Source organism: Arthrobacter sp. LjRoot14 (assembly GCF_964253905.1).
Lineage (GTDB): Bacteria > Actinomycetota > Actinomycetes > Actinomycetales > Micrococcaceae > Arthrobacter.
The window spans coordinates 3,113,809-3,134,165 of record NZ_CAXURL020000001.1; the positions used below are offsets into that span (position 1 = coordinate 3,113,809).

Annotated in this window: 14 protein-coding genes; 3 read left to right on the top strand and 11 right to left on the bottom strand. The window is 63.8% G+C overall.

Going from position 1 to position 20,357, the window contains the following annotated elements:
• Nucleotides 1-20 precede the first annotated feature (20 nt).
• Genes ACSQ12_RS14040 through ACSQ12_RS14050 form a run of 3 tightly spaced genes read right to left on the bottom strand, consistent with a single transcriptional unit; the run spans nt 21 to nt 6,883 of the window.
• Nucleotides 21-4,874, bottom strand: coding sequence for an NAD-glutamate dehydrogenase (locus ACSQ12_RS14040; protein WP_436067004.1), 4,854 nt, complete (start codon nt 4,872-4,874; stop codon nt 21-23).
• A 57-nt stretch (nt 4,875-4,931) separates the two neighbouring features.
• Nucleotides 4,932-6,242 carry an AAA family ATPase gene (locus ACSQ12_RS14045; protein ID WP_436065787.1) on the bottom strand — a complete coding sequence of 437 codons (1,311 nt, stop codon included), beginning with the start codon at nt 6,240-6,242 and terminating at the stop codon, nt 4,932-4,934.
• The gene (locus ACSQ12_RS14050) at nt 6,239-6,883 is read right to left on the bottom strand and encodes an SAF domain-containing protein (protein ID WP_436065788.1); all 645 of its coding nucleotides are present in this window, start codon (nt 6,881-6,883) and stop codon (nt 6,239-6,241) included. Before ACSQ12_RS14050 ends, ACSQ12_RS14045 begins: the two co-directional genes overlap by 4 nt.
• 154 nt (nt 6,884-7,037) lie before the next feature.
• On the opposite strand from ACSQ12_RS14050, the gene ACSQ12_RS14055 reads away from it, so the two are divergent.
• Nucleotides 7,038-7,253, top strand: a complete 216-nt coding sequence (locus tag ACSQ12_RS14055; protein WP_209743503.1) for a helix-turn-helix domain-containing protein — start codon at nt 7,038-7,040, stop codon at nt 7,251-7,253.
• Nucleotides 7,254-7,296: 43 nt separating this feature from the next.
• Here the strand turns inward: ACSQ12_RS14055 and ACSQ12_RS14060 are convergent, their stop codons facing one another.
• Nucleotides 7,297-7,875: a hypothetical protein gene (locus tag ACSQ12_RS14060; RefSeq protein ID WP_436065789.1), complete on the bottom strand. Its 579-nt coding sequence runs from the start codon at nt 7,873-7,875 to the stop codon at nt 7,297-7,299.
• Nucleotides 7,876-8,032: 157 nt separating this feature from the next.
• Here ACSQ12_RS14060 and ACSQ12_RS14065 point away from each other — a divergent pair, with 157 nt between their 5' ends.
• Both ACSQ12_RS14065 and ACSQ12_RS14070 read left to right on the top strand, forming a co-directional pair.
• The gene (locus ACSQ12_RS14065) at nt 8,033-8,827 is read left to right on the top strand and encodes a LysM peptidoglycan-binding domain-containing protein (RefSeq protein WP_436065790.1); all 795 of its coding nucleotides are present in this window, start codon (nt 8,033-8,035) and stop codon (nt 8,825-8,827) included.
• 54 nt (nt 8,828-8,881) lie between these two features.
• Complete coding sequence (locus ACSQ12_RS14070; protein ID WP_436065791.1) at nt 8,882-9,430, top strand: Rv3235 family protein; 549 nt, start codon at nt 8,882-8,884, stop codon at nt 9,428-9,430.
• A 132-nt stretch (nt 9,431-9,562) separates the two neighbouring features.
• Here the strand turns inward: ACSQ12_RS14070 and secA are convergent, their stop codons facing one another.
• The 7 genes from secA to mtrA form a co-directional block, all read right to left on the bottom strand.
• Nucleotides 9,563-12,301, bottom strand: coding sequence for a preprotein translocase subunit SecA (gene secA / locus ACSQ12_RS14075; RefSeq protein WP_436065792.1), 2,739 nt, complete (start codon nt 12,299-12,301; stop codon nt 9,563-9,565).
• 70 nt (nt 12,302-12,371) lie between these two features.
• Nucleotides 12,372-13,631, bottom strand: coding sequence for a winged helix-turn-helix domain-containing protein (locus tag ACSQ12_RS14080; RefSeq protein ID WP_436065793.1), 1,260 nt, complete (start codon nt 13,629-13,631; stop codon nt 12,372-12,374).
• 32 nt (nt 13,632-13,663) lie between these two features.
• The gene (gene hpf / locus ACSQ12_RS14085; protein WP_011692548.1) at nt 13,664-14,389 is read right to left on the bottom strand and encodes a ribosome hibernation-promoting factor, HPF/YfiA family; all 726 of its coding nucleotides are present in this window, start codon (nt 14,387-14,389) and stop codon (nt 13,664-13,666) included.
• Between the two features lie 171 nt (nt 14,390-14,560).
• Nucleotides 14,561-15,487, bottom strand: a complete 927-nt coding sequence (locus ACSQ12_RS14090) for a ComF family protein (protein WP_436065794.1) — start codon at nt 15,485-15,487, stop codon at nt 14,561-14,563.
• Nucleotides 15,488-15,610: 123 nt separating this feature from the next.
• Nucleotides 15,611-17,332, bottom strand: coding sequence for an LpqB family beta-propeller domain-containing protein (locus ACSQ12_RS14095; protein ID WP_436065795.1), 1,722 nt, complete (start codon nt 17,330-17,332; stop codon nt 15,611-15,613).
• Entirely contained in the window at nt 17,329-19,191 is a 1,863-nt protein-coding gene (mtrB, locus tag ACSQ12_RS14100; protein WP_436067005.1) for an MtrAB system histidine kinase MtrB, read from the bottom strand. Before mtrB ends, ACSQ12_RS14095 begins: the two co-directional genes overlap by 4 nt.
• 97 nt (nt 19,192-19,288) lie before the next feature.
• Entirely contained in the window at nt 19,289-19,963 is a 675-nt protein-coding gene (mtrA, locus tag ACSQ12_RS14105; protein WP_209743487.1) for an MtrAB system response regulator MtrA, read from the bottom strand.
• Nucleotides 19,964-20,357: the final 394 nt, after the last annotated feature.

Sequence of the window (20,357 nt, forward strand, 5' to 3'; positions counted from 1 at the left end):
TCGACGCTTGGAACGGGTCCCTAGCGTCGGACGATTGACCTCAAGAGCCTCAATGCTACCGACAGTGACGCCATATCGTCCGCTTCGAGTGAGTTGACCTCGTCAAACATGCTCCTGGCACGGTTGAGCTGCTCGGCATTCAGGCCTTCCCAGTCCAGAACCCGGTCCTCCGCGGGGGCTCCGGCAGAGGTGGACTCAAGGACCGACGTCGTAATGTCCGAAATCGTGGAGTAAAGGTCGTCGCGCAAGGCAGCGCGGGCAAGTGCCTGCCAGCGGTCCCGCCTCGGAAGCTTGGTGATCCGTTCCAGGAGGGAGTCCACATGGAAGCGGTCAAACACCGTGTAGTACACGTGTGCAATGTCCTCCACCGGCTCCGGACTGATGTGGGCAATTTTGGCGATGTCGAGCAGTACGAAGCTTTCGAACAGCTCGGCCCAGCGGTGGGCAAGATCCTCCGGAAGTTCCCAGCTTCGGGCTTTTTCCAGCCATGCGGCGACGCGTGCACGGTCTTCACCACGCAGGTAATCGAGGAGACGGGCACGCATCGGATCCATCAGCGGCTTGAATTCGTCCACGATTTCCGAAATCGGCCGGGAGGCGCTGCCCTGGCCCAGCACCCACCGGACCGCGCGGTCCAGAAGCCGCCGAATGTCCAGGTGGACGGTGCTCCAGTGCTCAGTCGGGAAGGAGGCCGGCAGTTCGTTGAGCTCTCCCACCATGACGTCCAGCTCGTAGATCTCGCGGAGGGCGACGAATGCTTTGGCCACGGCCGCTTCGTTGGCGGAGGTTTCCTCAAAGGTGCGGAACGCAAACGTAATGCCGCCGAGGTTGATCATGTCGTTGGCCACGACAGTGGCGATGATCTCCCGCCGCAGCGGATGGGTGTCGAGCTCGGCGTCGAACCTCTCCCGAAGCTGCTTGGGGAAGTACTCGCGCAGGGTCTGCCTGAACCAGGGATCGTCCGCGAGATCGCTCTCACGCAGCGCCGTGGCGAGTTCGATCTTCGCGTAGGCCGCCAGCACCGAAAGCTCGGGTGAGGTCAGTCCCTGCCCCTGTTCCAGTCGTTCACGAAGCGTCGCCGTCGTCGGCAGGGCTTCAAGCTCCCGTTTGAGGTCGGCGGATTTCTCCAGCCAGTCCATGAGGCGCTCATAGCTGGGGCTCCACTCCGCAACACGGATGCGGTCGTTGAGGAGCAGGATGTTCTGGTCGATGTTGTCTTCCAGGACGAGCCGCCCGACTTCATCCGTCATCGATGCCAGGAAGTCCGCCCGCTCCGCGGCCTCGAGCTTGCCTGCGGCAACCATGCGGTCAACAAAGATCTTGATGTTGACCTCGTGGTCCGAGCAGTCGACGCCGGCCGAGTTGTCGATGGCGTCGGTATTCAGGATGACTCCCTGAAGCGCTGCTTCAATACGTCCGCGCTGGGTCATGCCCAGGTTTCCGCCTTCTCCGACCACTTTGACGCGGAGGTCGCGGCCGTCGACGCGGATGGCGTCGTTCGCTTTGTCACCCACCTCGGCATGCGTTTCGGTGCTTGCCTTGACATATGTTCCGATGCCGCCGTTGTACAGCAGGTCCGCTGGCGCCAGGAGAATGGCTCGAAGGAGTTCCGGCGGGCTCAGTTCGGCGGTGCCGTCAGGCAGTCCGAGGGCAACGCGCACCTGATCGGAGACCGGAATGGACTTTGCCTGCCGTCCGAAGACGCCGCCGCCTTCGCTGATGAGGGATTTGTCGTAATCGTCCCAGGAGGACCGGGGCAGATCGAAGAGCCTCTGCCGCTCTGCATAGGACGTCGCCTCATCGGGATTCGGATCCAGGAAGATGTGGCGGTGGTCGAATGCCGCCAACAGCCGGATGTGCTGCGAAAGCAGCATTCCATTGCCAAAGACATCCCCGGACATATCGCCGACGCCCACCACTGTGAACGGCTCAGACTGGGTGTCCAGGTCCAGTTCGCTGAAGTGGCGCTTGACCGATTCCCACGCGCCGCGCGCCGTGATACCCATGGCTTTGTGGTCGTAGCCCACGGAGCCCCCGGAAGCGAATGCATCGCCAAGCCAGAAGCTGTACTCTGCCGAGAGCCCGTTGGCGATGTCCGAAAACGTTGCGGTTCCCTTGTCGGCAGCGACGACAAGGTAGTTGTCGTTGTCGTCGTGGCGGACGACGTCGGCCGGAGGAACCACCGCTTCGCCGTCCGGAGTCGTGATCAGGTTGTCCGTAAGGTCCAGAAGACCACGGATGAACGTCTTGTAGCTTTCCACGCCCTCCGCCATCCATGCCGTCCGGTCGACGGCAGGGTCCGGGAGCTGCTTGGCGAAGAATCCGCCCTTGGCGCCGGTGGGCACGATGACGGCATTCTTGACGGTCTGTGCCTTAACAAGGCCAAGGATTTCGGTGCGGAAGTCCTCGCGCCGGTCAGACCAGCGCAGCCCGCCGCGGGCCACCTTGCCAAAGCGCAGGTGCACGCCCTCCACCCTGGGCGAGTACACCCAGATTTCGTACATCGGGCGCGGGAAGGCCAGGCCGTCGATCGCGGCCGGATTCAGTTTGAAGCTCAGGTACGGCTTCTGCTGGTAGAAGTTCGTACGGAGTGTTGCCTCGATGAGGTTCGCAAACGTCCGGAGCACACGGTCTGCGTCCAACGTGGCGACCTGTTCGATGGCGGCTGCAAGTTCCGCGCGGACGGTCGCCTGGCGCTCAGCCCGGACATCGTCCTCGACGGCGGGGTCAAAGCGCGCCGCGAACAGGGCGCTCAGGGAACGTGTCACGTCGGGATTGGCCAGCAGCGTGTCGGCAATGAATCCGAACGAATTCGTGTTGCCCATCTGGCGCATGTATTTCGCATAGGCGCGGAGGACCACAATCTGGCGCCAGTGCATGCCTTCGCGCAGGACCAGCCGGTCGAAACTGTCCGACTCGACATCACCGGAAACAGCGGCGCCGAAAGCGTCCGCCAACAACTGGCCGGTCGCGAGGGGGGCCACCCCGGCGGGGTATTTGAGACCGAGGTCGTACAGGAAGAAGTCCCGCTTGTCCGCCGTCTCGATCTCGAAAGGCCGTTCATCGAGCACTTCAAGACCAAGATTATGGAAGTACGGCAGAATCTGGCTAAGGCTCTTCGGCTCAAGCATGTAGAGCTTGACCCGGGCGTCCTCTTCGAGCGTGGCTCCGGCCCCCTCCGGCAGGTACACGTGGACCCCCGGCCGCTCCTGAGTGCCCTTTTCAGCCAGCTCGGCAGCCGACCCGTATTTCTCGAACCGCGCGATGTCCGTCAGGGCGTCCTCAACCTCGTAGTCCACGCGGTAGCTGGCGGGGAAGGCCTCAGCCCAGGCCGAGGCAAGCCCTTTGTTGTCGTCGTCGGTGGCGCTGGCACGCAGCACTTCGGTGATGCCCTCACTCCACGAACGAGCAGCCCGGACGAGCCTCTTCTCAAGCTCTTCAACATTGACGTCGCTGACGTCGGCGTCCTTGGGCAACCGGATACGGAAGAACAACCTGGCCAACGCGGACTCGGTCATCCTTGCCTCGTAGTCAATGGAGACTGCGTGGAAGGTCTCGCGGAGTTCCTGCTCAATGCGGAGGCGGACGTTGGTCGTGTAGCGGTCGCGGGGAAGATACACGAGTGCGGACATGAACCGACCGTAGATATCAGGCCTCAGGAACAGCCGGGTGCGCCGCCGTTCCTGAAGCCGCTGGATCCCGGTTGCCGTCGCGGCAAGGTCCGAAATCTCGATCTGGAACAGCTCGTCGCGGGGGTACGTTTCAAGAATGCCCAGCAAGTCTTTGCCGGAGTGCGAGTGCGGCGGGAACCCCGCATCGCGAAGGACAGCTTCAACCTTCTCGCGAACAATCGGAATGTTCCTGACGGAACCAGCGTAGGCGCTGGTGGCGAAGAGGCCGATGAACCGCTGCTCGCCGTTTACGTTTCCGGCCGCGTCAAAGCTCTTGACGCCGATGTAGTCGAGATATGCCGGGCGGTGCACTGTGGACCGGGAATTGGCTTTGGTAATGACCAGGGCGCGCTTTTCGCGCGCCTTCCTGCGGCCAGCAACCGTGAGGTGCTGGACGTGGTGTCCGTCGGCTCCGCTGCGCAGCAGCCCGAGGCCGCTCTCCTCCCGCAGTTCCAGCACGTCCTCGCCGGACTCGTTGACGAGGTCATATTCGCGGTAGCCAAGGAAGGTGAAGTTGCCGTCGTCGAGCCACCGAAGGAGGTCCTGGGCCTGGCGCAGTTCCTCGATCTGCGAGGGGTTGGCCACGTTGTCCAGGTCCTGGGCGATCTGAAGCGCCTTGTTGCGCATCTTCGGCCAGTCTTCAACAGCTGCCCGGACGTCCCCGAGGACTCGTTCGATGCCTTCGATGAGCCGCGCATGCGCTTCCTCGCTGGCAGGTCCGATTTCGACAGCGATCCACGACTCCATATGCGAGGCGTTGTCGCCCTGGGCAATAAGGTGCGACAAGCTCGGCATGGCTGCAGTGTCGCCACTGGAAATGCCGATGCTGGACGGGACCCTGTCCACTTTTGTGAGCCGAGCGGTTTCCCGGTTACGCGTCACAACAAAAAGCGGGTGGAGGACGAGATGAATGGCCGAGTTCTGGCGAACGAGCTCGGCGTTTACGGAGTCCACCAGGAACGGCATATCGTCCGTGACGATGTACACGACGCTGCAATCGGGTTCGTCCACAATCCGGACGTTGGCCGTGCCCGGGACGCGGACAGCAGCCACCTCGCGGTGGGTTTCGGCGCGGGCGGCAAGGACATCCGGTGAGTAAGCCCGGGAGTCCTCCTCCGCTAGGTGCTCGTAGTAGTCTCCGAAGTACCCTTCACGGGCTCCGAGCAAAACGGACTGATCCTCCACGCTGGACCCAGACGACATCGACAAACGCCTCCATCACAAGTTCATAGTTGCCTCTTTGCAACCCTTATGGCGAGCCTAGCCCTTTAGATGACGCTTCGCTGTGGAAGAAAAGACAGAGGATCGGCGTTTTTGCTGGGCGGGTGCACAAACGATTTTCGCAATCGCCTGACGGAGCCCCGATTCGGGTGCGGCCTCGAGCAATAGGTTTCCGGACAACAGCGCCGTGTCACACGAGGCGCTGTCCGATGGGAGGAACGCGGATATGCCTTCCGCCGGCCCGTACCTTTCCCACGCTTCCCGGAGCTGACGCTCGGGGAAGCGGCCAGCGGCCGAAGCACGGACTTTGTTCAGGATCACCTGCGGCGACGCTTGGGGAACTGCAGCTTCAAGCTCGGAAAGGCCCCGGACCAGCCGCGGCACGCCAATGGAGTCGGCCGACCCCACAGCGTAAACGGTGTCCGCCAGTTCAAGGCTCCGAAGCGTGGCGGCGTTCCTGCGCGGGGCCATGGTGTCAAAACTGAGTTCTTCATCTGCCTCGAGGCAGAATCCGGTGTCCACAACTGTGTAGTCTGCCACTTCACGGGCTTTCTCGAAGACCACGCCAAGGGCGGAAGCGCGCAACTCCGTCCAGCGATCAGCGCGTGTGATCCCGGTCAGAACCTGGAGCGTGCCCGTTTTCAGGGCGACTGGGGTGGCGATCTTCAGCAAGGCGTCGGCATCCAGTTGGCCCAGGTCGGCCAACCGGCAGGCCTGCGCCAGCCCCGCAGATTCGTCCAGCAGTCCCAGGACTCCCGCGACACTCGCTCCATAGCTGTCAGCGTCGATCAGGAGGACTGAGTTGCCCGCAGCGGCCAGTTCACCGGCCATGTTGGCTGCCACCAGCGTCCGGCCCGGCGACCCGGCCGGTCCCCATACGCTGATGATCCGGCCTGTACCGGACGGCTCTGCCTGGATATCAACTCCCGCGCCCGGCACGGTCCGGATGGCGGCACCCGTGTCTGCGAACCCGCGGTCATCCGCCTGAAACGAGCCGGGAGGCGCCCACTGGGCAACTGCGCCCGAGATCCTGCCTGCCAGTGCTGCCGAATCCACCCCCGCCGGCGCAACAGTAACGCCGATCGCTGTCAGCCGAGCCGTCTCGGCTGCGCTGTCCGTCAACGCAACGATCACGACCCCCACGGCCGTGAGCCGGTCAACAAGCGAAGCCGTCAGTTCGTCGCTTCCTTCGGCGACGACGGCTGCCCGCGCAAGTCCGCTCTGGCAGGCGGCCAGAAGCTCAGTCAGTTCCGAGCACCTCCGCACGACGGTGACCGGTCCATGAAGGCGTTCCAAGCCGCCGACCAGGTCCTCGCGGGATTGCCCGACCGTGACCACCGGAATACTCATGAGGTTCCACCGCCCGGGTTCCAGACGACGGATATCTTGGCCTTGTTCGCCTGCGCTCCCAGCAGCCTCGGCATCTGCTCGTCAGTGACGAGCACCATGACGACAGTGGACCGGGAAGACCCCAGGGCGGTCGAACCGGGAGTGACCTCGGCTATCTCGGCCCCGGGAAGCAGTAACTTCGGCTCGCTGAACCCGTTGCGGGCATCCGGAAGCGCCACCCAGGCGTCCACCCGCGAACCGGCGGCGACCTGCTCCGGCAGGGCTTCGTCGATGGTGATGGCAACCGGTTTGCGGTCTAGTGCATCGGGCTTGCCGAGGCTGTCCCGCGGGACCAACTGGTCCGGGCCGATGCGCTGGACCGCAACCATGCCTTCGGGAAGCCCGGCTTCCGCCGTGACGTAGTGCCCTTCGACGTCACCGAGCCTGACTTTTACCCGGTTGACGTTCTCAGCCGTGAGTTTCTCCCCCACGGCGATGGGCCCTTTTGCCGCATAGACCTCGGTGGTCTGGTCGGCCGCACCAACCAGCGAGACGACACCCGCCACGGACGCCAGAACCAGCAGGAATCCGAGCAGGAGCCGCGGATCCTTCCAGGAAGGCCTCTTCAGCCTGACTGCCGTAGTCGTCGTGCTTGCACTCACGTACTGCTCCCCCCATCGGTGCCGGCCGGGCTGGTTCGTGCGCCGGACTCCCTCATTGTTACGGCAAAACGGCCGGATCGAAAGTCACAAGGTCAAACGACGCCAAACTGTGGATAACCGCATCATTCGGCACCAATAGTGGCAAAATAGTGGCATGCCCCGATTTCTGACCCTCGCAGACGTAGCCGAACAGCTGCAGATCAACTCCCCGGCAGCCTACGCGCTCGTGCGAAGCGGGGAACTCAAGGCCATCCAGGTGGGGGGCCGCGGACAGTGGCGTGTCGAAGAAAAGATGTTGGAACAATACATCGAAGAGCGCTATGCCGAGGCGGACCGGATGATCCAGCAAACCAAGTCCAAGTCCGTCTGAGCCAGCGGCGGACGCTGAGGCGTCCTACTGCCGCGGATACATCCTACTGATGATGATCCGCGCCGCGGACGGACCGTAGCGCACCAAGCGACGAAAACGGTACCGACGCAATCTGACTGACATTGGCGGCACGGCGGGCTTCTCCGGGCCGGGTTACGGCCAGATCCAAATAGTCCCGCCCCACGCGGTCTATGACACCGCTCAACCCCGCGGCTTCCGCGGTAGCTCCGACGAGGACGACCGTGACATCAGCCCTGTCACGCGCCAGGGCGCGAAGTGCACTGGCCAGTCCCAGTTTTCGCCTGACGGATGACGGCTCCGACACTGCGAGCCTGCCCAGGCCCTGGTAGCGGGAAGCCGCCGCAAACGGAATCAGCACTTGGTGATATTGATCGTTGAGGAGCAGGCTCTCTCCCCCGACGTGGCTCAATGTTCCCTCGAACGCGGCACCGGATGCCAAATGGACCGCCACCCTGAGCCCAAGGGATCCGCGCAATCTGTCCGCCAACTCTATGCCCGCAACGTCCGCCCGCGACCTCTCGGCGATTTCCGATTCCAGGTCCAAGCGGTCAACTGCGGCCAGCTGCGCCTCCATGTCCTCAAACAAGGCATCCCATCGCATGCCGCAAATCTAGGCCGGTGCAGCCCGGCGGTCAATTCACGGCCGTCCCGGCATAGAAAAAACAAATGACTAGACAAAACTCGAAAGTGGAGGTCAAACTAGTTTTAGTTACATCAAACAGCATCAAACAGCATCAAATAGAGTGAGGAGCTGGGTCATGGTGGTTGCACGCGGCAGGTTGCTCGGCTCGGACGCAACCCTGGCGGTGGCGATATTGCTCCTTGGTTTCTTTCTGGCGGCAACCGGAGCCTCACTGATGGAGCGCTGGCAGCAGTCGTCTGCAAAGGCCCAGTCCCCGGACTTCGAAGATCTGCTCGGATTTGTCGTCAACACCGCAGGGCTCATCGTCGTCACCTGGTGGGTCCTGTCCATGCTGTCGGCATTCGCCTCCGCGGTCCTCGAGCGTGCCGGAAGCAACCGGGCTGCCGAAGTCACCGGAAAGTTCAGTCCAGCGTTCATGCGCAGGCTCGCCCTCGCCGCAGTCGGAGTCCAACTATTGGGGGCGCCGTTCGCCCATGCAGCGGCGGATCCGGCGGACCCTCGGTGGAGTCCAACGTCCAATCCCGCCCCTGCAGCGGTTTGGACCCCCACCGGGCAGCCTGCTGACGGCCGCGCCACGCTTATGTCCGCCCTGCCCGCAGTATCCACATCCGTTGAGGGCTCGGATCCACGCTGGAAACCGAATGCACCCCACGTGGCCCCGGGTCCTTTGGCGGCACAACCTGCAAGATCCGCCCGCCAGCAACCTGGTGATGACCGCGGGCACGTCACCGTGGTGGCCGGGGACTCGCTGTGGAGCATTGCGGCCAGGCAGCTGGGCGGGTCCCAGGTATCCGATCTCGATATCGCCCTGGAATGGCCGCGATGGTACGAGGCCAACAGGGCTGCCATAGGAGACAACCCCAACGCACTTCTTCCGGGACAGGTCCTCCGGCCTCCTTCCGGATCCTAAATCCGGAAGGAGGCCATAGCTATCAAATATCCGTCATCAATCAGAGGAAGCATCATGAGCGCATTGCAGCTGGTCCCCACATCACCCGCGTTGGAACGCTCGGCGGCCGGTAAACAGCCAGTCCGCAGACTGGCAGCAGTCCCGGCAGCCGGCAGCCGTGCCCCGCTTCAGGGCGGGGCCGGCACGCCGTCAACGCCCCGGCCGGGCAACCCGGGTCAAGCCACCAAGAACGGGCCGACCCTGCAGATAGTGAGCGAGAACAAGGAGGTCTGTGCAATTACCCGCGGGACCGTCCAGGCCGCCATCGAAGTGCTGGCCGGAACACGTCCCATCCAGCAACTCTCCCGGAGGCTTGATCAGCGGTGCCTGGCCTCACTCCAGCACCGCGCGGCGCTGACCCGTCGGCTGGCGGCGGGACCCTCACCCACGGCAGGGCGCCTGCACCGTAATCCCGCAGTCAGATCGGTCCGCGCCTGCGAAGTCGCGTCCGGAGTCTACGAGGCAAGTGCCGTAGTAGTGGATGAACTCAGGGTTCGCGCAGTCGCCGTGCGGCTTGAGCGCAGCAATCAGGTATGGCGGATCACGGCACTGGAGATCGGCTGAGGGATCGGCCTGTATTCAATGTCCCGCCATCCTGGCGTTCAGACACCAATGGAAACAGGTGAGGACCGGAACAACTGTTCCGGTCCTCACTTGTGCTTTAATCTACTGCCGCTGAGGCAGCCCCTAGCGTTTCTAGCGCTTCTTCTTTTTCGGGGCCGGTTTCCGGGCGCCGTCCTGGGCAGCCTTGGCCGGATTCCCGGAACGCCCCGCCGACCTGCCTTCGACGCGGGTCTGGCTGGCGCCGTCTTCGCCCGGAGCAGTGTATTGCAGCTGGGCGGGCTTCTCCGGTGCTTCCAGTCCTGCTGCATGGATCTGCGGCTCATGATGCTCCGTGTGTTCCCCCGCGCCATCGGCGACAACGACGTCCTCAGCGGGGGTCACCTCAACCTCAAGGTTGAACAGGAAGCCAACGCTCTCCTCCCTGATGGCCTCCATCATGGCCTGGAACATGATGAATCCCTCGCGCTGGTATTCCACGAGCGGGTCACGCTGTGCCATGGCGCGGAGGCCGATGCCCTCCTTGAGGTAGTCCATCTCATAGAGATGCTCCTGCCACTTCCGGCCGATCACGGACAGAACCACACGGCGCTCCAGTTCACGCATGCTCTCGGACCCGACGGCCTGTTCCCGGGCCTGGTAGACCAGCCGGGCGTCGGAAAGAATCTCTTCCTTCAGGAAGTCCACAGTGATGCGGGACTTACCGCCGGCCTCGTCGATGACGTCGTGGGATGTCACGCTGACCGGGTAGAGGGTCTTAAGGTTCGTCCAGAGCTGGTTGAAGTCCCAGTCGTCCCCGGTGCCCTCGGAGGTTGCTGCGTCGATGAGGGCAGTGATGGTGTCCTCGAGGAAGAACTGCACTTTCTCGTGCAGGTCATCACCTTCGAGGATACGGCGGCGGTCCCCATAGATGGCTTCACGCTGGCGGTTGAGGACGTCATCGTACTTGAGGACGTTCTTGCGCTGTTCCGCGTTGCGGCCTTCAACCTGGCCCTGCGCAGAGGCTATGGCACGCGAAACGAGCTTCGATTCGAGCGCGACGTCGTCGGGAACGGAGCTGTTCATGAGCCGTTCGGCCGCCCCCGAATTGAACAGGCGCATCAAATCGTCCGTCAAGGAGAGGTAGAACCGCGACTCGCCGGGGTCGCCCTGGCGTCCTGAACGTCCGCGGAGCTGGTTATCGATCCGCCGGGACTCGTGGCGTTCGGTACCGAGGACGTAGAGCCCGCCGAGGTCCAGCACTTCCTCGTGTTCGTCCTTCACCGCCTGCTTGGCGGCCTCGAACGCCGCGGGCCACGCGGCCTCGTACTCTTCGGAGTTTTCTTCCGGATCCAGGCCTTTGGCCGCCAACTCGGCGACGGCAGTGAATTCTGCGTTTCCGCCCAGCATGATGTCGGTTCCTCGACCGGCCATGTTCGTGGCTACGGTTACAGCACCCTTACGCCCGGCCTGCGCGACGATCGCGGCTTCACGGGCGTGATTCTTCGCGTTAAGGACCTCGTGGCGGATGCCTTGCTTGGCCAGCAGCCGGGAGAGGTATTCACTCTTCTCCACGCTGGTGGTTCCCACGAGGACGGGCTGGCCTTTTTCGTGCCGTTCGGCAATGTCCTTGACCACCGCGTCGAACTTGACGGCCTCGTTTTTGTAGACGAGGTCAGGCTGGTCAATGCGCTGCATGTCGCGGTTGGTGGGGATGGCCACCACGCCGAGCTTGTACGTGCTCATGAACTCGGCGGCTTCGGTCTCGGCGGTACCGGTCATGCCGGCAAGCTTGTCGTACATGCGGAAGTAGTTCTGCAGCGTGACCGTGGCCAGAGTCTGGTTCTCCGCCTTGATCTCGACGCCTTCCTTGGCCTCGATCGCCTGGTGCATTCCCTCGTTGTAACGCCGGCCGGCGAGGATGCGGCCGGTGTGCTCGTCAACGATCAGCACTTCGCCGTCGAGGATGACGTAGTCCTTGTCCCGCTTGAAGAGTTCCTTGGCCTTGATGGCGTTGTTCAGGAAGCCGATCAGCGGGGTGTTGGCGGACTCGTAAAGGTTGTGAATGCCCAGGTAGTCCTCGACCTTCTCGATGCCGGCCTCGAGCACGCCGACGGTGCGCTTCTTTTCGTCGACTTCGTAGTCTTCATCGGGCTTGAGCCGGATTACCACCTTGGCAAACTCGCTGTACCAGCGGTTGGTGTCACCCTGGGCCGGACCCGAAATAATTAGCGGGGTGCGGGCCTCATCGATGAGGATGGAGTCCACTTCGTCAACAATTGCGAAGTGGTGGCCGCGCTGGACGAGCTCGGACTTGTCCCAGGCCATGTTGTCGCGCAGGTAGTCGAAGCCGAATTCGTTGTTGGTGCCATAGGTGATGTCCGCGGCGTACTGCTCGCGGCGCACGGCAGGGTCCTGGTTGGACAGGATGCAGCCGCTGGTCAGGCCTAGGAACCGGTAAACCCGGCCCATGAGGTCCGACTGGTATTCAGCCAGGTAGTCGTTCACGGTGATGACGTGCACCCCGTTGCCGGTGAGCGCGTTCAGGTAGGCCGGAGCGGTGGCCACGAGGGTCTTGCCTTCACCGGTCTTCATTTCGGCGATATTGCCCAGATGCAGGGCCGCGCCGCCCATCAGCTGGACGTCGAAGTGGCGCATGCCAAGCGTTCGGGAGGAGGCTTCACGGACTGCGGCGAAGGCCTCTGGCAGGAGGTCGTCCAGCTTCTCGCCGTCCTGGTGGCGTGCCCGCAGCCGGTCGGTTTCTTCGCGTAGTTCGGCGTCGGTGAAGGTCTGGAAGGAGCTTTCCAGGGCATTGATGGAATCGGCATAGTTCCGCAGTTGCCTCAGGGTTTTTTTGTCACCCGTGCGGAGAAGTTTTTCGATAAGTGATGCCACGTGAAGTTGCTCCCAGTCTCAAGCTGCCGAATTCTGGCGTGTTCAGTCTACGGGAGAGACACAGGGACGGTTACGCCTGTTCCCTCTCAGCGGATACACCGCTCCCTGCCCCGGACACGGCGTCTGCGAGCGCCGGTGCCAGGTCGCCTTTCCGGGACACAACAACCCGGTCCAGTTCCAACCACTCTGCCATGAGCTGCAGTTCCGCGGCGAGTTCGACGGCGGTGTCGGCGGGCGCCCCGGGCTCCGCGTGGGCAGCCTTCGCCAGCAGGAGGCCGTTGGCCCGGTCCGCTTTCAGGTCGATGCGGGCCACGATTCCGTCCCGCAGCAGGAAGGGCAGCACGTAATAGCCGAAGCGGCGCTTCGGCTCCGGGGTGTAGATCTCAAGGCGGTAGTGGAAGCCGAACAAGGCTTCAAGGCGCTGCCGCTCAAAGACCAGCGAGTCGAAAGGGCTCAGCAGTGCGCGCCCGGTGGCCGTGCGTGGCAGTTTCGCCTCGGCGTGCCGGTAGACGGGCTTGTTCCAGCCGGCCACAGTGACGGGCACCAGCCGTCCGGTTTCGACGAGACGATCAACGGCTAGCGCTGAGGCACGCATCGGCGTCCGGAAGTAGTCGGCAAAACAGCGCAACGTGCCTATCCCGTGTGCCCGGGCAGCGGCTTCGATGAGGCGCACCAGCGCAGCCTCCTTGTCCGACCCGGCGTCCGGAACGCCCGGAACTGCCCCGGGCCGTTCGGGCAGGACCTTGGCGGTGAGGGTGTAGCGCCGTTCAAAGGATTCCGTGCGCGAAGCGGCCGAGATGAGGCCCGCTTCGAAGAGGTGCTCCAAAACCCGTTTGACGGCATTCCAGTTCCACCCCCAGTTGTCCTGCTGCCGGTCCTCCACGTGACCCAGGTGCGTGGTGAGTTCGGCGGCGGTCATCGGCCGTCCGGCCGCCAGGGTCTCGAGCACCCGGGTGGCGACACTGCTCCGCAGCTCAGGGTCCATGGAGTGGGCTCCCACCCACTTCCGGCTTTGCCATAGGACCAGGTCCTGGAAATGGTCAGGACGGATAAAGCTCGCCTCGTGTGCCCAGTACTCCATCATGCGCCGCGGGTGAGCGCCCGCCATTCGCTGGAGGATGGCGCGGTCGTAGTTACCCAGGCGGGAAAAGAACGGCAGGTAATGGCTCCGCGAGAGCACATTGACGGAGTCGATCTGGACGAGGTGGAGACGGGCAAAAGTACGGCCCACCGCCCGCGCAGTCACGGGTCCGGCGGGCCGTACCTTGTCCAATCCCTGGGCTGCCAGTGCGATCCGCCGCGCCTGTTTGAGGCTCAGCACTTCCTGCACGTCAGTCCCTTCGTTGGATGGTCAGCTCCAGCTTATGCGCTGGCTGGCTCATCCTCGGAGCGGTAGGCGAGGATCTTCTCTTCCAGCGGAGCCACACCCGGCTCGCAGGTCTGGTCAAGGGAGATCACACCATAGGTCCAACCGTCGCGGCGGTAGACGACGGACGGCGCTTTGGTTTCCTTGTCGACAAACAGGTAGAAGTCGTGGCCGACGAGTTCCATGTTGTCGACGGCGTCGTCGAGCGTGAGGGATGCCGCCGGGAATACCTTGCGGCGGATCAGGACAGGCGAATCCCCCGCTGGGATGTCGTTGTCGACGTCGTACGGCGACTTTTCGACCGGTGCGGCCTGGGGCTCCTGATGGTTGCTCGCCTCCACGTACAGAGGCTCCGTGGTGCTGGCCGGCTCAAGGCTGGCTGTTGCCTCGGTGACAGACTTGGGGGTGTGCCGGCCATGGTGGACTTTCTTGCGGTCCTTGGCCCGGCGCAGGCGTTCAAGAAGCTTGTTGTAAGCGAGGTCGAACGCGGCGAACTTGTCGGCGGCGCTGGCCTCTGCCCGAATGACGGGGCCCCGGCCCAAGACAGTCAGCTCGACCGTGAGCAACTCTGCGGTCTGGCGGGCCTTAGTCTCCTTGGAGACCTTCGCGTCCACCCGTTGGACCTTGTCTCCCAGCGATGCGATCTTTGAGATCTTCTCGTCGGCGTATTCGCGGAAGCGGTCTGAAACCGTCAAATTCCGTCCGCTGATCATGAACTCCATGGTGCCCTCCAAATGACTTCGGTGACACGACGGCGACACTTCCCGGGGCCGATCTGACTGACAGTCGAGCCCCTTTCCGAGCCGCTATCGACAGGTACAACTGATCTTGGTACCCACAACCGACGTTAGTTCATCGCTACCCGTTATTCACCTTTTCTTCGTTTATTTTTTTCAAAGTCGGCCGCCCATCACTGCTGTGACACCGGGAACGGCCGGTGGATCTGCCACGTCCGGCGGGCGTGTCGCCGCCAGTACGACAGCGCCCAGCACGACGCCTCCCGCCTGATGGACGGCCCGTGCTGCTTCCGCCAGCGTGGCCCCCGTGGTCAGTACGTCATCCACGATGATGCAGGGCCGTCCCCGGATGTCGGGCGCGAGGAACGCCGACCTTGCCCGCATGGAACCTCGGACACGTTTGGCACGGGCGCCTCGTCCGAGTCCTTTTTGCCCTCCCGCCGTTGCATGGGCGGGAACCAGCGCCTGAAGCCGTTCGGGCAGGGCACCGGCGGATCCTGGCCACTGTCCGAAGGTCCTTCCCTTACGCAGTGCATCGGCCGGGCTTCCTCCGCCGAGGCGGCCGCTGCGGTCCAGGTTCCGCAACAAGAGGTGCACGGGGCTAAAGCCCCGCTTCCTGAACGCGCTGTTGGTGGTAGGTACGGGTATCAGGCAGAATCCGTCCATCGTGCCGGCGGCCCCTGTGATCGCCCTCCCAAGCGCCCTGGACAGCACCGATTCAAGCTGGCCCTGGCCGTATTTCTTGAACGACAGCACAGCCTGGGCGAGCTCCTCCCGATAGACCCCGGCGGCCACGACGGGAAGAATCACTGAACCGTTCACATCCATCAGGGCGGGTGCCTGGCCCTCGGCACGGAACGGGGTCCGCGTGAGCAGCCGCAGCGCCCGCTCACAGGGTCCGCACAGCGAGAAGTCTTCCGACCCGCAGCAGACGCACTCCACTGGTGCGGCGAGGGCCAGCAGTTCGCGGCCCGCGTCCGCTGCGCGGTCCGCGGCCCGCAGCCACCATCGTGCGTAATCGCTGCGGTGCTTTGCCGACGCCGGCGCAGGCGGCTCGAGATCGGGATCGGGGCTTCTTGTCACAGACCAAGCCTGCACCGCGGGGTATCCCGGCGGCAGCCCGCCGTTCGACTATGTGGGCCCGGCGCTTATGTGGATAATATCCAGCCCGTACAACCGGCCAGCACGGCGATGCCGGCAGCGGTGTCAGCCCGGGAATGACGGGTCCACGGGCCCCTTCAGCTGGGGCGACCAGCCGTTTCCAAGTCGCTGGAAGATACCGTCGGCGGACTGCCCGAAGATTTCCTCGGGTCCGTTGCCGGCACTGATCGCGGTGAGCCCGGGCCAGGGCGCCAATTGCTGGGGCTGCGATGCTGCGAGGGAGAGCAATTCCGGGGTGACGTTGTCAGTGGCCGACGCCTTCATGACGGCTACCGTCGTGTCACTGACCCAGACCCCCTGGTCCGGGTCCCGGTCCGTCAGGAGGGTTGTTGGGGCGGTCAGGTCGCGGGGGGTCCCGTCGGCATTGCGTACGATTCCGGTCACCTGAACACGGGTCTTCCCGTTCTGCTCGGAAATCACGAGAGCCCGTACCCCCTCGCGCGACACGCGGAATTCCTTGACGGTGCGTCCGGCGAGCCAGGCAGGCGCCAGCGTGACAGTGGGCATGGCGGCCGCTTCGGCAACGTTCGTGGGGCGGTAGGCAAGCACTTCCGTTGCCCCGTTGGCCCCGGGTCCGGCCGTCCAGACCCAGTCCTGCTGACCGAACGACGGATGGGTGAGGGTGGAGCGGGTGGTCAGTGCCCGGGCGGGCTGGCCAGGCACGATCGAGTACAGGGTCGTCCGGCTGCCATTGAGGAACGCTACCGACTGCGAAACGGGCGATTCGGCAGGGGAAACCGGGCCGAGGGCGCCCACGGACTGAATGTCCGGCAACGGCGAAATGCGGTTGTTCTCGTACCGGACCAGTTGGCCGTCATTCACGGCAATCTGGCGGGCCGGGACGTTCTTGTCCCTGACCGGAGGCAGCACGGAGCCGTTGTCCTCGACCCGGACCAGGTCCTGGTTTGCCCGGAGTTCGACGTTGACGACGTCCGGCTGGCCACGGAAGGTAAGAGCCAGCTGGGTCTGCATCCTCAACCTGTCCTCGCTGGAGGCTTCGACGAGTTCCTTGGCCGAAAGGTCCACCTGGGCTGCACCGGAGACGACCGGAACGGACTCCCGCGTGAGCTTCATTCCTGACGGAAAGGCACTGACCACGGCCCCCTTGAGGTACGGGGCCGGCCCGCTGAGCAAGGCGCTGGTCATGGCTTTGACCGTTTTCTTCTTGTTGAACCACCGGACGTCGGGCACGGCGTACGTGAAGCCTGGATCGTAGAAGTAGATGGGGTAGGCGCCGTAAATCACCTTGAATGTCTGCTCGGGGATGGCAATTCCGTCAGGGATGGCTGAAATGCGCCACTGACCGTCCACCTGCGTCAGCGTCACCGGAATGTTTTCCTTGGTTCCTTCGGGGAACTGCGTCGCGATCCCGTCTGCATCGACCGAGTAGGCAACATCCAGTTCGTAATTGAAGACGTTTTCCACACCGGTCCGGACCACCCTGGTTGAGCGGAAAACGAGTGTGCGCTGATCCGGTTTCCAGGCAACGGAGGCTGCCTGCGTCAAGTATTCCCTCGCGACGGCGTAATCGTCCTCGTAGCCGCTGCCGGCGAGGTAGAAGTCTTCAATGACGGACTCCGGTCCGGCGCCTTCGCGTGGCGCCACCGGAAAGAAAACGGGCGCGTTGTTGGGCTTGCCGGCGCTCTCATCCGTACTTTTTCCCACCGGCCCGGAGCGCGGGATCTGTGCGCAGGAGGTCAGCAGCAGGAGCAGTAGCGTCATCAGTGCAAAGGCCGCGTTGCGCAACCGTGGTGGGGTGCCGGTCATGGTGTTTCTTCCGTTTCGGCCGCCGGCTGTGCATGTGGCGGCGCTGCCGACGGTCCCGCCGGTTCCATCCCCGGACGGGCATCCCCGCCGGGGGCCGGGACGGGCGCATCCGTCGAGTCCGCGGGCGATGCTGCGGTTCCCAGGAGCAGCATGGTTCCCTGCCCCGATCCGCCAGGCAATTCGACGTCGGCCGGTTCCAGCTGGAGCGGCGATTTGGAGATGACCTCGCCCTGCCTCAGCGGAAGTGTCAGCCTGAAGTTTGATCCCGTTCCCTTGCTGCCCCAGGCCTGAAGCCATCCGTTGTGGAGTTTCGTGTCTTCCGCGGCAATGGAAAGGCCCAGCCCGCTGCCGCCCGTGGTTCGCGCCCGGGCGGGGTCCGCCCGCCAGAAACGGTCAAAGACCCTTGCGGCCTCGGACTGCGTCATTCCGATGCCGTGGTCGCGGACAGCGACAGCGACGGCGGTTTCATTTGCAGCTACCGAAATATTGACAGGGTTCCCTTCGCTGTGCTCCAACGCGTTGAGCACCAGGTTGCGTAGGATCCGCTCGATGCGCCGGTCGTCCATCTCTACCACGATGCTCTCATCCCGCGAATTAATGGTGACCTGCGAACCGTACTCCGCTGCGACGGGCCCTGCGTCCTCCACGACTTTCGCCACGAGCTGCAGGATATCGGTGGGTTCGGCGTCGAGCATGGCCACACCCGCATCGAACCGGGAAATCTCCAGGAGATCAGCGAGCAGGGACTGGAAGCGCTCAACCTGGTTGTAGAGCAGCTCAGCCGAGCGCTTGTTGATGGGGTCGAAGTCGTGCCGTGCGTCGTACAGGACCTCGGCCGCCATCCGCACGGTCGTCAGGGGCGTGCGAAGTTCGTGGGAGACATCGGAAACGAAGCGCTGCTGCATTTGGGACAGAGTCGCCAGCTGGGTGATCTGTTCCTGGAGGCTGGCAGCCATGTGGTTGAAGGACGCACCCAGCCGTGCCACCTCGTCCTCGCCCTTGACCACCATCCGCTCCTGGAGCTGACCGGCCGCCAGTTTCTCCGAGACCACCGCGGCATGGCTGACGGGGCTGACCACGTTCCGGGTCACGTACCAGGCGATGGCACCGATGATCAGGACCAGCACCGCTCCGCCGGCGAGCAGGACGTTCTGTATCTCGTCCAGGGTTTTCTGCGCGGTGTTCAGGTCGTAAATGAGGTACAGCTCGTACACAGTGCCGTTGAACGTGACTTTGTTGCCCACCGCGATGCCCGGACGGTCTTCGGTACCCACCGGGAATTCCGTGGATGCCCAGAACTGGTCTTTTCCGGACTCCTGGACTGCCTTCCGCAACTCGGGCGGAATGACACTGACCGTCAACTGGTCCGAAGCCCGCGATTCCACCCAGCGGTTGCGGGGCTTGGTCTGTTCCGGCATCGCCTCAAACACATACCGGCGCTGGATGACGCTTCCGCGGCCCTCCACGGCATTCAGGGTGTCGTACACCAGCGTGATCACGCTGGACTGGTCGGTGACCTGGGCGCCGTCGAACGTGTCTTGGACCTGCTTGACGTTGTACAGGGTCTCCGACTCAGCCTGCGTCAGCCGTTCCTGGAACAGGTTGTTGGCGATCTGGTTCGACAGGTAGGCCCCGACCACGGCGAACGAGCCGATCGAGAGCAGCAGCGTGGTGAGCACTGTGCGGAACTGCAGGGAACGGCGCCAGCGCCTGTGCACGGCCCGCAGCAGGAACCGGACGCCGGGAAGGAGCCGGAGCAGCCCGGTCCGGACGAGCCTCGCGACCCGCAGTCCCACGATCCGGGCGCGGCGGAGCCAAATTCGGGTCCGGAACGGTACGTCCGAGAATACGCCGGCCATCGCGTCCGTATGCTCCGGAGCGCCGTGCGAGTGGGAGTGTTCCGTCTTTTGCGGGCGGGCTACCTCCGGCTCACGGCCGGCTTCGCCGCTGGACGGTTCAGGAACCTGCTTTGTAGCCGACACCACGGACCGTCAAAACTACCTCGGGGGCTTCGGGGTCCCGCTCGATCTTCGACCTCAGCCGCTGGACATGGACGTTCACGAGGCGCGTATCTGCCGCGTGCCGGTATCCCCAGACCTGCTCCAGGAGCAACTCGCGGGTGAAGACCTGCCATGGCTTGCGCGCAAGGGCAACGAGCAGGTCGAATTCGAGGGGAGTCAGCGAAATTCGTTCGTCGTTCCGGCTCACCAGGTGGCCGGCCACGTCAATGGTGATGTCGGCGATGCGCAGGGTCTCCGGCGCCTTTTGGTCCCCCGGCCGCAGCCGGGCCCTGACGCGGGCCACCAGTTCCGCCGGCTTAAACGGTTTGGGCACGTAGTCGTCAGCACCGGATTCCAGGCCGCGGACCACGTCCGAGGTATCGGACTTGGCGGTCAGCATAACGATGGGCGAATCCGACTCCGCGCGGATCTGCCGGCACACTTCGATGCCGTCAATGCCCGGAAGCATCAGGTCCAGAAGCACAAGATCCGGTTTTGAGGAACGGAAAACTTCCAGCGCCTGCCCGCCGTCAGCGCAAAAGACCGGCTCGAAGCCGTCATTGCGCAAGACAATCCCGATCATCTCGGCCAGCGCCTCGTCATCGTCCACTACCAGAATGCGTGCCTTCATAGTTATATATTCGCCTATTGAATGGGCTTTGTCCCGTTGAGGGCCGACACGGCATGGCGCGGACACTGCCGCCAGGGAAGCACGCCGGGAGGGCGCGGCGACGCCACAGCGGGAAGAATCAGCCGGAAGCTATGTGGCTTGCGGCCAAAACTATAGGCTGGGAGCGGGCCGGACAGTGCAAGCCACAACCGACCCGGAGCGCCCGGCGGAAGCGGTGGCCGGTCAGCTCGCGGACAGCGTCTTTTGGGGAGGAACAGGTTGTCAGAGCAGGATCCGAACGTGCCGTCCCGGGAGGGTCAGCCACAGCCGGTGCAACCACTCCCTTGGGACGCGCCCGCGCAGTGGAACCCACCGTCGACGACCCCGAACGGACAGCCGCCGTGGGGACCTCCTT

Excerpts from the sequence above, each read along its gene's own strand:
- ACSQ12_RS14040 (WP_436067004.1), bottom strand. The coding sequence starts at position 4,874 with ATGTCGTCTGGGTCCAGCGTGGAGGATCAGTCCGTTTTGCTCGGAGCC.
- ACSQ12_RS14045 (WP_436065787.1), bottom strand. The coding sequence starts at position 6,242 with ATGAGTATTCCGGTGGTCACGGTCGGGCAATCCCGCGAGGACCTGGTC.
- ACSQ12_RS14055 (WP_209743503.1), top strand. The coding sequence starts at position 7,038 with ATGCCCCGATTTCTGACCCTCGCAGACGTAGCCGAACAGCTGCAGATC.
- ACSQ12_RS14060 (WP_436065789.1), bottom strand. The coding sequence starts at position 7,875 with ATGCGATGGGATGCCTTGTTTGAGGACATGGAGGCGCAGCTGGCCGCA.
- ACSQ12_RS14065 (WP_436065790.1), top strand. The coding sequence starts at position 8,033 with ATGGTGGTTGCACGCGGCAGGTTGCTCGGCTCGGACGCAACCCTGGCG.
- ACSQ12_RS14070 (WP_436065791.1), top strand. The coding sequence starts at position 8,882 with ATGAGCGCATTGCAGCTGGTCCCCACATCACCCGCGTTGGAACGCTCG.
- hpf (WP_011692548.1), bottom strand. The coding sequence starts at position 14,389 with ATGGAGTTCATGATCAGCGGACGGAATTTGACGGTTTCAGACCGCTTC.
- ACSQ12_RS14095 (WP_436065795.1), bottom strand. The coding sequence starts at position 17,332 with ATGACCGGCACCCCACCACGGTTGCGCAACGCGGCCTTTGCACTGATG.
- mtrB (WP_436067005.1), bottom strand. The coding sequence starts at position 19,191 with ATGGCCGGCGTATTCTCGGACGTACCGTTCCGGACCCGAATTTGGCTC.
- mtrA (WP_209743487.1), bottom strand. The coding sequence starts at position 19,963 with ATGAAGGCACGCATTCTGGTAGTGGACGATGACGAGGCGCTGGCCGAG.